Origin of the sequence: Alishewanella jeotgali KCTC 22429 (assembly GCF_000245735.1) — a bacterium.
Taxonomy (GTDB): Bacteria; Pseudomonadota; Gammaproteobacteria; order Enterobacterales; family Alteromonadaceae; genus Alishewanella; species Alishewanella jeotgali.
The window spans coordinates 88,791-103,562 of record NZ_AHTH01000020.1; the positions used below are offsets into that span (position 1 = coordinate 88,791).

The window sequence follows — 14,772 nt, forward strand, 5'->3', positions numbered from 1 at the left end:
TGCCGGCCTTTACAGATAAAAAAACGCAGCATTGCGCTGCGTTTAGATATTTAGTTTAACCCTTAGCGGGCACCCGGCTCGGCAAAGCGGGTCATCCAGTCTTTCACCTGGTTATACCAATAAATCGAGTTATTTGGCTTCAGGATCCAGTGGTTTTCGTCCGGGAAGTAGATCATACGCGACTCGACACCGCGGCTTTGCAGGGTGCGGAACAGCTCAAAGCCCTGCCCAACCGGGACCCGGTAGTCTAGCTGGCCATGGATCACCAGAGTCGGAGTATTAAAGTTGCCGGCATAGTAGTGTGGCGAAATGCTCTTATAGATCTCCGGGTTATCCCAGTAGTGACCAAAGCGGGTGGAGTGCACTGCAAAGTCAGCCGACATCTGCGAGTACATATTGTATACCGCGGCATGGATCAGCAGGGCTTTAAACGGATGCTCGGTACCCAGCAGAATTGACGTTAAGTAGCCGCCATAGCTGGCACCACCGGCCACCATACGCTCGCTGTCAATCCAGGGCTGATTCTGGAACCAGGCTGTGGCGGCCTGAATATCAGCCAAAGGCTTGGTGCGCCAGTCCGGGTTAATCGCATCGGTAAAGTCCTGGCCAAAGCCACTGGAACCGTGGAAGTTAGGCCAGGCGGTGACATAACCCCAGGACGCGAAGGTTTGCGCATTCCAGCGGTAGCTAAAGCTGTCGGTAATGGCATTGTGTGGGCCGCCATGGATCAGCAGGAATAACGGATACTTTTTCGATTTATCAAAACCGGCCGGGTAATGTACCCACATCTGGATGTCATTACCATCAGCACCCTTATAGGTAACCGACTCGTAACTACCCAGCTCGGTTTTTGCCAGCAACTCATCATTAAAGCTGTCCAGACGGGTAGTGCGACCGTTACGGATATCCACTTTGACCAGCCGTGCCGGGAACATAAAGCTTTCGTTGGTGGCTACCAGCACGTTATTGCCAGCCAGGGCCGGGCTGTTAAAGCTGGTGTTTTTGGTAATGGCTCTTTCTTTACCGCTGCGGGCATCAATTTGATACAGGCGGCTGGTGCCGGCGTCATCAATGCTGGCGAAGAAGCTACGGCTATCGTTGCTCCAGACAAAGTTGCTAACTGAACGATCCCAGTTGCCCGTCAGTTCGCGCGTGGTTTTCGCTGCCAGATCATAAATCATCAGCCGGGCGGTATCGCCATAAAAACCCTGAATTTTTTGCCGGCTAAAGGCTAAGCTTTTGCCATCCGGGCTAAAGCTTGGGTTGCTGTCCGGTGCTTGATTATCCGGGGTGATATTTTCTGCTTTATCGCTGCCAATAGCCGCTAAGAAAATATCAATTTTCGGATCAACGGTATTGTCTGAACCGTTAGCATTAAAGGCGATAAAGCGCTCTTGCGGGTGCACGTCGTAGCTGCTGGCGCTCTGGCTGGAGCGAGGCAGTTCCAGACCAAATTTCTGGGTTACCGGCTCAACAGTACCGCCTTTGGCCGGAATACGGAACACATGAGCCTGGCGGTTTTCGTCAATCCAGTGATCGAAATGGGAATAGGGTAAGGCGTTCCACTGCCAGGCCGAGACTTTTTTGTCTTTGTTGGCTTTTAACTCTGCCGCCATCTCTTCCCAGTTTTTACCCGGCCAAACGCGGCTGATAAAATACAGATGCTCACCTACCCATTTAATGCCATAAACCCCGGTTGGCACTTCAGTTAAGCGCTGGGCTTCACCCGGTGTGGTTAATGGCAGCAGGTAAATCTGGCCGGCTTCATCTTTATTACGCTGGCTGATAAAGGCCAGGGTTTTGCCATCCGGCGAAAAGGTCGCTTCGCTGGCGCGCATACCATCCACCGTCAGCGGTCGCTGCTGGCCCTTGTCGTCAAATAACCATAGACGGGTATGGCCCTGATCGGCTTTCACATCAAAGCGGGTAACAGGGGCAACGATAAACTTACCGTCAGCGGAGGCTACCGGGCTGCCTATGCGCTCCAGTTGCCACATCCGCTCGACACTTAAGCTGTTATCCTGTTCGCTGCTGGCCAGTGCCGCCAGCGGTAACCACAGAAGTAACAGCCAGAGTTGCTGTAGTTTTTTCATCTTGGACTCCGGTTGTTTTTTATTGTCGCTGCGATGTTAGCACAAGTGCGGACTGGCCCAAGCCGTTTTGCCGCAGCATGCGGCGTTTTAGTCGGAAATGCCACCTGGTGGTATTGCTACTGGCTTTATGATCCGGCCGCTTGATATCTGATGTGTATTGGAAAAGTCTGTCATAGGGCCTTAGGGATTTTGCTATACTGCCGGCCGTTGTAACGCCGGATATCAGACAGCCAATGGTGAGCAAGCCCAATCAAATACAGACAACAAGCCAGTATGGCCTGGGTGATCCCGATGCCCGCTTTTGTGTTTATGTCGCGAACCGACCACCCATGCTGGAATATCAGGCTCTGGCCCAGATTCAGCCGCTATGCCGCGGCGAAATCGCGCTGATCAATCAGGCCTGCGGCAATGGCTGGCGCAAGGTGTTTAATGTTTACGCCAAGCTGCTATTTGCGCTGCCGCAAACGCCGTTGTTTACATTCCACCAGCATGCCGCCAGCTGGCAAGATTATCGCGATAGCCGGCTGTTACAAAACGGTAGTGATACTGCGCTATTATTTTCCGCACCACAGCTTGAGCCGGTAACAGATCGCATCCATATTATTGCCGGCCGCACCTTTGCCAAAGCGCTGCTGGAACAGGGATTAGCAGCACAGTTGCAGTGGCTAACTGCCGAATTTGCTATTGATAAGCGGCAACGGCTGTTGGTTTGCCCGTATTTTGACTACCGGCAGCTTAATAATGAGAAAATTGATTATCTGGTTAGCCTGATTCGGCAGTTGGAGACGTTTTAATGAACCTGTCTGCGCAGTTACAGCAGCTTTCGACTTTACTACAACCTTACCCTTTTGGTATTGGTGGCAGTTGTTTACTCTGGCAATTGGGGCTGGAGGCGAACCCGGGCGATATCGACGTGGTTTGCCGCGAGCAGGATTTCGACGCCATTTGCCAGCTGTTAGCTCAGCATTATTCACCAGAAGCCGTAACCTTTAACCCTGACTTTGTCACCCGCCACTTTGCCCGCTTTAGCCAGCCGGGGCAGCGTGATATTGAACTGATGGCCGGCATTGCCGTGCTACAGCAAGGCAGGCTAATCGAATGGACATTCCACCCGGAACGCTGCTACTGGCAAAACCAGATCTGCTTTATGCCCGCCAGCGACTGGCTGGAACTATATGGTCTGTTTAACCGCCCCAAGCGGGTGGAGACGTTACAGCGGTATTTGGCGCAGAGCAATTCACCTTGCTCCAAGCGAGATGCAGTTTGACAAGCTGCCCGAGTACGAGCATTTCAAGAATGAGCATCAGGTCGAAGTCACTTTTGTACAGTAGCGCAAAAATATCAGTGAACATGCTGATGCCAACTAAGAAGATGCAAATATTCAGAGCCCAGTTATAACCTTGAATTAAGCCCCAGATACTGCTGATTACAACAACAAAACAAGCAGAGACAAGGATAAAATTGGCGAATGAGCGTTCAATGTTGATGCTGACAGCGTCAGAGAGGTGTGGTTGAAACCAATAGAAAGCCAAGAAAAAATATGACAGCAGGTGAAACCCAAGCCCTAAAATCGCTAACAGCTTGAGCCAACCAGGTATAAGCTGAATCCGTTGTAGTTTCAGCACCACTCTTAAGCTCTCTTCGCTTGACATCTCAGATCTCCTTTCCGTTATAAAATTGATAATAGCCCAGCAGCTAGAGTCAATCAAATCTTGTACGCCATCTCAGTCTTTGCGATATAAGCAATGATCTTGGACTTTTTAGTTAATATGCTTTTACTAGCGAAAATAAACTTGGGGAGACACGGATGGCGCCACTAAATTGGAGCAGAGACCAAAGCTTAGTCGCTTTTAGTTTGTACTGGCGTTTACCTTTCGGGCGTTTTCACTCCAATAATCGTAAGCGTCCGGCGATCACAGGTAGGTGTTCTAATTTAAGTGTCCACTTAATTTTTAGTGGACACTTAGTGTCTTAGATCGCATCACCTGGCTGGACAGATAAGTCGATGTTCCAGGGTAACAGTTCATCAATGCGGTTGATCGGATGATTACCGATACGTTTTAACACGGCAGTTAAATACGCATTGGGATTGATGCCATTGAGCTTGGCGGTGCCAAGTATCGAATACAGCACGGCGGCCCGTTCCCCTCCGCCAACAGAGCCGGCAAACAGGTAGTTTTTCCGACCCAGGGCGATGGGCCGTAATGACCGCTCCGCACTGTTGTTATCTATCTCAGCATAACCATTATCCACGTACGCCACCAACGCGTCCCATTGCTTTAGTGCATATTGGATAGCTTTAGACAACGCAGAGCCTTTTGATAAGGTGCGCAGGGTTGTCTGTAACCAGTTGTTAAACTGTACCAGGATAGGTTTTGCCTGCAGACTTCGCAGGCGCTGTCGTTCATCCGGTGGTTGCCCTCGCGCCTGTTTCTCAATCACATACAGTGATTGGATTATGGTCAGGGCTTCTTCTGCCAAGGGGGACGGGCCGGATTGGGTAATGTCATAGAACTTACGCCGCACATGGGCCCAACAACCATGCTGGGTGATGTGGTTTTGGTATAAGGCATTGTAACCGGCATAGGCATCAGCCTGCAGCGAACCTTTATACCCGGTTAAATGGGCAGTGGGGTGCAGACTTTTTCTATCTTCACTGTATTGCAGCCACACGGCAGGCGGTGTGGTATCGCCCCAGGAACGACCATCACGCACATACGTCCAATAGCGACCGGTTTGCGTGCGGCCTTTTCCTGGTGATAAGGTTGGCGCGGTCGTGTCATCCGCATAGATATGTTGACCGGCTTTGACATGGCGTCCAATCGCCTCAGCAAGGGGCGTTAATAATGCACCGGATTGACCAACCCAGTCTGCCAGCGTCGAGCGCTCGATATCAATGCCTTCCCGCTCCATCCGCTCAGCCTGACGGTACAGTGGTTGATGGTCGAGGTATTTATCGACAATCACTTGTGTCAGCAATGCTGCGCTGGCCAGGCCTTTTTTAATCACCCGCTCCGGAGCCTGACCTTGTACCAGCGTGTCGCAGTGCTGGCAGCTGAACTTAGGGCGTACAATGCGGATAACCCGATAAGATGCGGGTACGACATCCAACATTTCAGAGACATCCTCACCGATATGGGTTAATTCGCCCTGACATGCCGGACACTGGCAAGGTGCATCAACACGCTTTTCTTCACGTGGTAACTGTGCCGGTAAGGTCACACGACGACGCGCAGTGGCTTTCTCTTCGACAGCGCCATCGGTAAGTTTCGGTAAGGCGGCCGTCTGCATCTCCAGCTCTTCTAACTGCAATTCCAGTTGATGGATTTGCTTGTCCAGATGCTCCGAGGAACGACCAAAACGGGCGCGCTTTAATACAGCTAATTGATGGCGTAATGACGCAATAACCGTGTCTTGCTGGGCAAGCGTTTCCTGCAGTTGCAGGATAATCGCCTGCAACTGTTTCGGGTCATTGGGTAAGGTAGGTGCCAGCATTTTCATGCGGCGTATTATAGCAAAAAGCGATGGATAACTCATTGATTAATTGTATTTAAGCTGTGTTTTTTGGCGTATTTTTTCTGGCGGGCGGACGCCAGTCTAAGCCTTCAAGCAGTAGCGCTAACTCCGCTTGGGTTAAATGCACAGCACCGGATTTTGCGACAGGCCAGACGAACTGTCCCTGCTCAAGACGCTTGTAGAATAAACACAAGCCCTGACCATCCCACCACAGTAATTTCACCCGGTCACTACGCCGTCCGCGAAAGACAAACACATGACCACTGAAAGGGTCTTTTTGCAGGACGTGCTGCGCCATGGCAGCCAGGCCATCAAACCCTTTGCGCATATCGGTGAAACCCGCACACAGCCAGATACGCACATCACGCGATAACATCATCATGATAACGCTGCCACCAGTTGCGCTAACAGGGCCGGTGTCGCCTCGTGCAACATCAACTGATGACCACTTCGAAATGACACCGTGATGGCAGCTTTAGGCAAAACGGGGGCTGCTGCATTAGCCGGGCGGACGCTGACAGGTAGAAAAGCTGAAGCAGCTACAGGCGCATCCGGTTCACCTTTAGCGCGTCTGACCCACAAAGCCTGACCCGCCTCAGCTTCACGCATCCAGCGAAATACCTGGTTGGTGTTCACATCGTATTTGCGGGCTAATTCAGAAACGGACAGTGTACGCTCTTTGGATTCTCGGACAATCTGCCATTTAAACTCAGGGGAAAAGACCCGGCGCACATCGGGGTGTTTTAAAGCTGTCATTCATAAGTCCTCACAGTTGGCAACAGTGAGCACTATGATGCGTGATCAGTTAGCAAATAAAAGATGTGTTCGCCGGACGCTTACCAATAATCCCGAAATTATAAAATATGCTGCTTTAATTCAGCGCACCCCATCGGCGTTAGCAATGAAGCTCTCCAACATTGCCAGTTTAGATCCTGCCATTTTGATGACCGGTCGCTCGGGATTAAAAGCCGCGTCAAAAATGGATAAAGCATTATGGCAAGAAATGCAGCAAGATTGGCCGACCTTTGTACTTGCTATGGCACAGGCAGAGGCAAGTTTCATTGGTGCCCAATCAGAGCAAATGCAGCAAACCGAAGACGTTAAAATCACCACTAAGCTAAGTGAAGTTCAACAGCGGGTTGGTCAGAGCTTTTTTCGTAATGCCGTATTAAGCGCTTATGATTATCGTTGCTGTATTACCGGCTTAGCAAATCCTCGTTTATTGGTAGCGAGCCATATCGTGCCATGGCGTAGTGACGAGCAAAATCGGCTTAACCCAAGTAATGGTTTGGCGTTATCAGCTCTCCACGATAAAGCTTTTGATTTGGGACTTATTACTATTAGCGAGGATTATCGAGTCATCGTTTCGACAAAGTATAAACCGACAACAGATCCGTTTTTCGATGAAACGATTTTACGCTTTAACCGGAAGCCGATTCTATTGCCAGAGAAGTTTTTACCTGCTCCCGAGTTTCTAACCTTTCACCGAGAGCAGATTTTTGAGAAGGCAGTGTAAAGGCTGAATTTGTTTTCTGCTATTTTCGTCATCATCTTGGCGATTAGACGTTTCCATGCACTGCGACCTCACTTTTACGCGCACAAAAACGCAATTTTTTACACTTTTATGCGCGTAAAAATGTTGATTTGTTTGTTTTTATGCGCATAAAAGTGTAGTGTTGTCGCTGTTTCCCTTGCTGGAGCCTGCCATGCAACGTGAGTTATTAACGACCTTACTAAACTGGAAAGCCTTGCCGGAACGCAAGCCGCTGCTAATTGACGGCGCCCGGCAGACCGGTAAAACCTACTTACTGCAAACTCTGTTTGGTCAGCATTTCCCTAGAGTACTGCGTATTGATTTTCTGGAATCGCCAAAGATGGCTGATGCCTTTGCCGGCTCTTTAGTACCGCAAGATGTACTGACCAATATAGAGCTGTTAACAGGTCAGCCGTTTAATCTGCAAACCGACTTATTAATCCTCGATGAAATTGGTGAATGCCCGCGTGCCGTTACCGCCCTAAAGTACTTTGCCGAGCAAACCCCGCAGGCGTTTATTGCTGCCAGTGGCTCTAATATTGGTTTGCTGAATACTTTCCCGGTGGGCAAGGTGGAACAATACAATTTACGCCCTTTAACCTTTCGCGAGTTTTTGTTGGCCGCCAATGAGCCGGCCTTACTAAAGGTGTATGACGCAGCGCAAAACTCCGCTGCTACCCACAGCAGATTGTTTGAAAAGTTAACTGATTATTACTTTACTGGTGGTATGCCGGAGGCGGTGAGCCTGTGGTTTAAATTGGTTGATCAGAGCATTTTGGAGCGGGTTAGAGCGGTTGCAAAAGTACAGGCGGATCTGCTGGCTGGTTATAGCCGGGATTTTGGTAAATATGCCGGTAAAACCGATGCGGCGCTGATAGAAGCTATTTTTACAGCTGTACCGTCACAGCTGGCAGCTGTGGTAGATGAGTCGGTTAAGCGCTTTAAATTTAAAGATGTTTATGCACGTAAATCACGTTATCAGGATCTGGAAACCGGCATTGCCTGGCTGGAAAAATGCCGTCTGGTATTAAAAAATTATCCGCTTGAAGGGTTGCCCCGCAGTTCGCTGGCTGCTTATAAAAAAGATAATATGGTAAAGCTGTTTCTGTTTGATGTCGGTCTGCTAAACCACATGCTTGGTGTAAGTTATCTGGAGCTTAAGCAGCAGAATTTTGAGTATAAAGGCTATATTGCAGAAAATTTTGTACAGCAGGAGTTGGCTGCGCTGGGGATCGATCCATGTTTTTCCTGGCATGATGCCAGAGCGGAAATTGAATTTATTCTAACTGATGCGACAGGCAATATTGTTCCGTTGGAAGTGAAAAGCGGTAAGCGCACCCGTGCCCGATCGCTGCAATCCTTTATTGAAAAATGCCAGCCGCTAAAAACGATCAAATTAACGGGAACTCAGGGCTCTTCAGCGCTGGAACAGCAACATCTGGTGTACCCACTTTATTATACCGCGCATGCCGTTACTCAGCATCTGTTGACATAAAGGTTAGACGTTATCGCTACAGGGAGCCAACCATGTCATTTTTAGAACTTAAAATCCCGCCGCTATTGTTGGTGCTGTTATTTGCGCTTGGGATGTGGCTGCTGGCACCACTTACTGCGCCATTCTCTGTGCAATTGGCGCTACCGGCGTTATATACCACAGTGTTAGCGCTGTGTCTGGCGATGACCGGCATAGCGGTGGCATTGGCCGGGGTATTGGCGTTTCGGCGTGCTAAAACCACAGTGGATCCGCGGGTGCCGCAACAAAGCTCCAGTCTGGTGCTAGTGGGCATATACCGTTATAGCCGTAACCCAATGTATCTGGGGTTTTTATTGTTGTTGGCAGCCTTTGCCTGTTATTTGCAGAGCCTACTGGCTTTGGCTTTTTTACCGCTGTTTGTACTTTACTTAAATCAGTTTCAGATAAAACCCGAGGAGCGTTTTTTACAGCAGAAGTTTGGCAAGGATTATCAGGTTTATTTACATAATGTAAGGAGATGGTTATAGCGATAATGCTTTTCTACTATTTGCCTGTCTTGCTATTTTCGTTTTTTATCAGCTACTTGCAATTTCACTCCTATGACGTTCTTGTTGTCATGTTTCTCATGTGCTAATTTTTAGCTGGCTAAAGTGTGGCCATGTAAATAAACATAAGAAAAGGACATCCATGAACATTCCATTTAAACTCTCACTGTGCGCTGTGGCGACGGCCTCCCTGCTTTTACCGCTCGATTCCATCGCACAACAACAAAATACTGAAAGCTCCGACCTGCAACAAGTTGAACGTATTGAAGTAACCGGCTCCCGGATCAAGCGTAATGATCTGGAAGGCGCCGTACCAATCACGGTGATTGACCGTGATGCCATTTCCAAGTCTGGTTTTTCTAATCTGCAACAGCTGCTGGAGCGGACGCCGGTAGCCGGTGTGGGCACGTTTTCTACCCGCGGTAATAATCAGGACTCCACCGCCAATGGCGGCGCTGCCATCAGTTTGCGCGGCTTTGGTGCTGATGCTACCTTGGTATTGATCAATGGCCGGCGGGTTGCAGTAAGTGCCTTTGCCGAAAATATTGCCAATTCCTTTGTCGATATTAATAGTATTCCGGTGGCCGCCATTGAACGGGTAGAAATCCTGAAAGATGGTGCTTCTGCCGTGTACGGCTCTGATGCCGTTGCCGGCGTGGTCAACGTGATACTGCGTAAAGATTTTGAAGGCACCGAAATCTCCTTTAGTCACGGCGGTACAACAGGGCCATCCTATGATGAAACGTCGGCCAGCATGGTGTGGGGGACTCAGGGTAAAGAGGCCAGCGCCACGCTGATTCTGGATTACTTTAAGAACACTACTATTCTGGGCTCGGAGATGGGCCGCTTTGGTACTGCCAATCAGGCACCTTATGGCGGTAATGATTTACGTTCATCGCGTGGTTATCCGGGTAACTTTATTGTCAACGGTGTCACCCGGATCGACCCGGGCTGTCCGGCAGATCAGGCTTTTGGCCAGACCTGTGTTTTTGACTATGGTCCTTTTATTATGGCTGCCACCCCTGCTGAGCGTGTAGGCGCGGTATTAATGGCCAGCCAGAACCTGGGTGCCAATACTCAGGCTTATGCCGAGTTGTCGGTACAACATAACCGGTCTAAGGCGCAGGGGGCGGCAACGCCGCTCGATGGCGATGCAGGTCTGACTGTACCGGGTACTCATCCCAACAATCCTTTTGGCACTGATATCAGAATTAACCGCTTCAGAACCGTTGATGCCGGCCCCCGTACCTGGGATATCGAGTCTGACTCATTACGCCTGGTATTGGGCGTGAAAGGCCAATTTAATGAATTGGATTGGGATATTTCAGCGCAAAAAGGCCGTAGCGAGTCGATGCAAACCGGCAGCAAGTCGCAGGGCTGGGTAAGAACCGACTTTTTACAGCAGCAGATCAACCTTGGTCGTTATAACCCCTTTGGAGGTTTCAGAAACTCTCCGGAAGTGATTGATGCGATTACTACCAGTCTGGTGCGTCGCGGCGAGTCACATCTGACCGCCTTTGATGCCAGTATCAGCGGTGATGCCTTCAAGCTGGGTGATCAGATGGTGTCGTTCGCAGCCGGCGCGGAATACCGTAAAGAAGATGCCTTTGACCAGCCGGATGATCAGTTCCAGCGTGGTTTGATTTTTGGTACCGAATCGGTATCTGCTCAGGCTGAGCGCGATCAGTATGCCGCCTATATCGAGTTTCTGGTACCACTGACCGACCAGTTAGAGTTAACCCTGGCTGGTCGCTATGATGATTACAGCGATTTTGGTTCGACCACTAACCCCCAGGTTAGTATCAAGTGGCGGCCACAGGATAACTTTACTGTACGGGCATCCTATGGTCAGGGTTTCCGGGCGCCATCACTGGCCCAGATTGGTTTAGGGCCGTCGCAGGAGTCGGTATTCTTTACTGATACTTTCCGTTGCCCTACCCCTGATGCCAGCAATCCGGCGTGTGCTGCAACTGACTATACCATCGTCTTTGTCGGCGGTGAGGGCTTACAACCGGAAGAGTCCGAGACCTTTAATATCGGCTTTGTCTGGCAGGTCACTGATCAGTTTGATATCAGTGCGGATGTGTGGAGCATCACTCAGGATAATAAAATCGACAAAAACGACTATGAAAACGTGTACGCTGCGGAGTGTAACCGTCAAAACAGTACCCTCTGTGTGCGGTTAGCGCCTTTGCCGGGTCAAACGCTGGGAGAGCTGTCCCGGATCTTCAATAGCTACATTAATATCAGCTCGCAGGAAGCCAGGGGCTTGGATCTGTCAACGGCTTACCGCTTCAATCTGCAGCAGTATGGTGCCTTGCGGCTTAGCCTGGACTACTCCTACACCGATTCATTTAAGAAGAACGGTATCGAGTACGCCGGCGAGTACAACTATCCGCAGCATCGCTGGTTAGCGACTGCCGACTGGAGCTACGGCGATTGGGGTCTGGTGACCAGCCTGAACTATGTGGGTGCCTTTGAAGATTATGCACCTCCGGCCGAAGTGATGAGCACCAAAACCCGCACCGTCAGTGCCCAGGCATTGCTGGATATTCAGGGCCGTTACAGTCTGAACAGCAATACCACTCTGATGCTGGGGATGAACAATGCGCTGGATAAGGATCCGCCATTTGCGATTGGTGACGGTGATGCCGATCTGTATGGCTATGCCTCTAAAGTGCACAACCCACGCGGCCGCTTTATTTACGGTAAGATCAATTACCGTTTCTGATTAGCTCGTTAGCCTAACCGAGGCAGCACTGTTGTGCTGCCTTAATCGGTTTATCCCAACATCGGCTTTAAATATTTCCCCGTGTAAGATTTCTCACAGGCGGCTACCTGCTCCGGCGTGCCGGCAATCAGGATTTCGCCGCCGCCGCTGCCGCCTTCCGGGCCTAAGTCGACAATCCAGTCGGCGGTTTTAATCACATCCAGATTGTGCTCAATGACCACTATGGTATTGCCATGATCACGCAGCCGGTGCAGTACATTCAGCAGCTGCTGGATATCGTAAAAATGCAGACCGGTGGTCGGTTCGTCCAGAATATACAGGGTTTTACCGGTATCGCGTTTACTCAGCTCGCGCGCCAGTTTTACCCGTTGCGCTTCACCGCCGGATAAGGTGGTCGCCGACTGCCCGAGCTTTATATAGGACAGGCCAACATCCATCAGCGTTTGCACCTTACGCTTAATCGCCGGGATGGCGTCAAAGAAATCCAGTGCATCTTCCACCGTCATATCCAGCACTTCGTGGATATTCTTGCCTTTGTATTTAATTTCCAGCGTTTCGCGGTTATAGCGTTTACCCTTACAAACATCGCAGGGCACATAAACATCGGGTAAAAAATGCATTTCTACTTTAATGACACCATCGCCCTGACAGGCCTCACAGCGACCGCCTTTGACGTTAAAACTAAAGCGGCCGACCTGATAGCCGCGTGAGCGCGCTTCCTGGGTACCGGCAAACAGCTCGCGTACGCCGGTAAAAATACCGGTGTAGGTCGCGGCGTTAGAACGCGGCGTGCGGCCAATCGGGCTTTGATCGATATCGATTACTTTATCAAAATGCTCCAGCCCGCTTACCGCCTTATAGGGCGCCGGATCGTCACCTTCGGCCTTATTTAATACCCGGTGGGCGATGCGGAACAGCGTATCGTTGATCAATGTCGACTTTCCGGAGCCGGACACCCCGGTAACACAGGTCATCAGGCCAAAGGGAATGGCGAGATCGACGTTTTTCAGGTTATTGCCGCTGGCGCCGGTCAGCTTTAACCATTTATCATTCAGTGGCGTACGCTTCGCTGGCACCGCGATTTTGCGCGCCCCCGACATATACTGGCCGGTCAGTGACTCTTCTACCGCCATCACCTGTTGCAGCGTGCCCTGCGCTACGATATTGCCGCCATGCACGCCGGCGCCGGGGCCGATATCAATAATATAGTCCGCGGCCCGCACGGCATCTTCGTCATGTTCAACCACGATAACGGTATTACCCAGATCGCGCAGATGATTCAGTGTCGCCAGTAAGCGATCATTATCACGCTGGTGCAGGCCGATAGAGGGCTCATCCAGCACATACATCACGCCAACTAAACCGGCGCCGATCTGGCTGGCTAACCGGATGCGCTGTGCTTCGCCGCCAGACAGGGTTTCGGCGCTGCGTGACAGGTTCAGGTAGTTAAGGCCGACATTCACCAGAAACTGCAGCCGATCCTGAATTTCTTTTAATACCTTTTCGGCAATTTTGGCTTTCTGGCCGGTTAAACTCAGTTGCTGGAAAAATGCCAGGCAGTCGCCAATCGCCAGTTCTACCACTTGCGGTAAGGTGGTTTTACCAATAAAGACGTGGCGGGCTTCGGTACGTAGCCGGGTGCCATGACAGCTGGGGCAAGGCTGGCTGGCCAGATATTTACTTAGCTCTTCGCGCACCGAGTTCGATTCGGTTTCGCGGTAGCGGCGCTCCATATTCGGCAAAATACCCTCAAACGGATGGCTGCGCAGCACAATATCACCACGGTCATTCAGGTATTTAAAGTCGATAATGGTATGGCCGCTGCCATACAGGATAACGTCTTGCTGCTTTTTGCTCAGGCTGTTAAAGGGCACATCCAGCTGAAAATTGTAGTGTTCAGACAGTGCTTTGAGCATCTGAAAATAATAGAAGTTACGCTTATCCCAACCCCGGATCGCCCCGCCAGCCAGACTCAGCTCATCACTGACCACCACTTTTTTCGGGTCGAAGAATTGCTTCACGCCCAAACCATCGCAGCTGGGGCAGGCACCGGCCGGGTTATTAAAGGAAAACAGCCGTGGCTCCAGCTCGGTCATGGAGTAACCGCAAGTCGGGCAGGCATAGTTGGCGGAAAACACCAGCTCTTCAGCATCAGGCTGGTCCATCAGCGCCACCCGCGCCACGCCGCCCGACAGTTGCAGTGTGGTTTCGAACGACTCGGCCAGCCGCAGTTTAATATCATCCCGCACCTTAATGCGGTCCACTACCACTTCAATGGTGTGCTTTTTCTGCAGATCTAACTTTGGCGGATCGGACAGATCGCAAATTTCGCCGTCAATCCGCGCCCGCACATAGCCCTGTGCTGCCAGATTTTCCAGCGTTTTAACATGCTCACCTTTGCGCTCCTGCACCACCGGTGCCAACACCATCAGCTTGGTACCTTCCGGAAATTCGGTGGCTTTATCCACCATCTCGCTAATGGTTTGCGCGGCGAGGGGCAGATCATGCTCCGGGCAACGCGGCTCGCCGACCCGCGCAAATAATAAGCGCAGATAATCGTAAATTTCGGTAATGGTACCCACAGTAGAGCGCGGATTATGGGAGGTCGACTTTTGTTCAATCGAGATCGCCGGTGACAAGCCTTCAATATGATCGACATCCGGCTTTTCCATCAGGCTTAAAAATTGCCGGGCATAGGCCGACAGCGATTCGACATAGCGGCGCTGCCCTTCGGCATACAGGGTATCAAAAGCCAGCGACGATTTACCGGAGCCGGATAAACCTGTTACCACGATCAGTTTGTCGCGTGGCAGGGTTAGCGAAATATTCTTCAGGTTGTGGGTGCGGGCGCCGCGGATCTCAATTTTGTCCATGGTGGT

Annotated in this window: 12 protein-coding genes; 6 read left to right on the top strand and 6 right to left on the bottom strand. The window is 50.8% G+C overall.

The window, feature by feature from the left end:
• Positions 1-62: 62 nt before the first annotated feature.
• Positions 63-2,093, bottom strand: a complete 2,031-nt coding sequence (locus tag AJE_RS08100; RefSeq protein WP_008950441.1) for a S9 family peptidase — start codon at positions 2,091-2,093, stop codon at positions 63-65.
• Positions 2,094-2,326: 233 nt separating this feature from the next.
• On the opposite strand from AJE_RS08100, the gene AJE_RS08105 reads away from it, so the two are divergent.
• The gene (locus AJE_RS08105; protein ID WP_008950442.1) at positions 2,327-2,887 is read left to right on the top strand and encodes a DUF6942 family protein; all 561 of its coding nucleotides are present in this window, start codon (positions 2,327-2,329) and stop codon (positions 2,885-2,887) included.
• Positions 2,887-3,360, top strand: coding sequence for a hypothetical protein (locus AJE_RS08110; protein ID WP_008950443.1), 474 nt, complete (start codon positions 2,887-2,889; stop codon positions 3,358-3,360). Before AJE_RS08105 ends, AJE_RS08110 begins: the two co-directional genes overlap by 1 nt.
• Here AJE_RS08110 and AJE_RS18435 read toward each other — a convergent pair.
• The 4 genes from AJE_RS18435 to tnpA all read right to left on the bottom strand — a co-directional run bounded on the left by AJE_RS18435 (position 3,278) and on the right by tnpA (position 6,365).
• Entirely contained in the window at positions 3,278-3,745 is a 468-nt protein-coding gene (locus AJE_RS18435; RefSeq protein ID WP_138984215.1) for a hypothetical protein, read from the bottom strand. The two genes, AJE_RS08110 and AJE_RS18435, sit on opposite strands and share 83 nt — an antisense overlap.
• A gap of 319 nt (positions 3,746-4,064) precedes the next feature.
• On the bottom strand, positions 4,065-5,594 hold the full coding sequence (tnpC, locus tag AJE_RS08115) for an IS66 family transposase (protein ID WP_039927826.1): 1,530 nt from the start codon (positions 5,592-5,594) through the stop codon (positions 4,065-4,067).
• Positions 5,595-5,643: 49 nt separating this feature from the next.
• A complete protein-coding gene (gene tnpB / locus AJE_RS08120) occupies positions 5,644-5,991 on the bottom strand; it encodes an IS66 family insertion sequence element accessory protein TnpB (protein ID WP_008606915.1) in 348 nt (115 codons plus the stop codon).
• On the bottom strand, positions 5,988-6,365 hold the full coding sequence (tnpA, locus tag AJE_RS08125; RefSeq protein ID WP_008606916.1) for an IS66-like element accessory protein TnpA: 378 nt from the start codon (positions 6,363-6,365) through the stop codon (positions 5,988-5,990). The genes tnpB and tnpA overlap by 4 nt, the downstream gene beginning before the upstream one ends.
• A gap of 34 nt (positions 6,366-6,399) precedes the next feature.
• Here tnpA and AJE_RS08130 point away from each other — a divergent pair, with 34 nt between their 5' ends.
• The 4 genes from AJE_RS08130 (at position 6,400) to AJE_RS08145 (ending at position 11,893) form a co-directional block, all read left to right on the top strand.
• A complete protein-coding gene (locus tag AJE_RS08130) occupies positions 6,400-7,125 on the top strand; it encodes an HNH endonuclease (RefSeq protein WP_237709327.1) in 726 nt (241 codons plus the stop codon).
• 190 nt (positions 7,126-7,315) lie between these two features.
• Positions 7,316-8,638: an ATP-binding protein gene (locus AJE_RS08135; RefSeq protein WP_008950445.1), complete on the top strand. Its 1,323-nt coding sequence runs from the start codon at positions 7,316-7,318 to the stop codon at positions 8,636-8,638.
• A 32-nt stretch (positions 8,639-8,670) separates the two neighbouring features.
• Positions 8,671-9,144 (top strand): methyltransferase family protein, encoded by a 474-nt coding sequence (locus AJE_RS08140; RefSeq protein ID WP_008950446.1) that lies wholly within the window; start codon positions 8,671-8,673, stop codon positions 9,142-9,144.
• 160 nt (positions 9,145-9,304) lie between these two features.
• Positions 9,305-11,893, top strand: a complete 2,589-nt coding sequence (locus AJE_RS08145) for a TonB-dependent receptor plug domain-containing protein (RefSeq protein ID WP_008950447.1) — start codon at positions 9,305-9,307, stop codon at positions 11,891-11,893.
• A 50-nt stretch (positions 11,894-11,943) separates the two neighbouring features.
• Here the strand turns inward: AJE_RS08145 and uvrA are convergent, their stop codons facing one another.
• Positions 11,944-14,766: an excinuclease ABC subunit UvrA gene (gene uvrA / locus AJE_RS08150; RefSeq protein ID WP_008950448.1), complete on the bottom strand. Its 2,823-nt coding sequence runs from the start codon at positions 14,764-14,766 to the stop codon at positions 11,944-11,946.
• Positions 14,767-14,772: the final 6 nt, after the last annotated feature.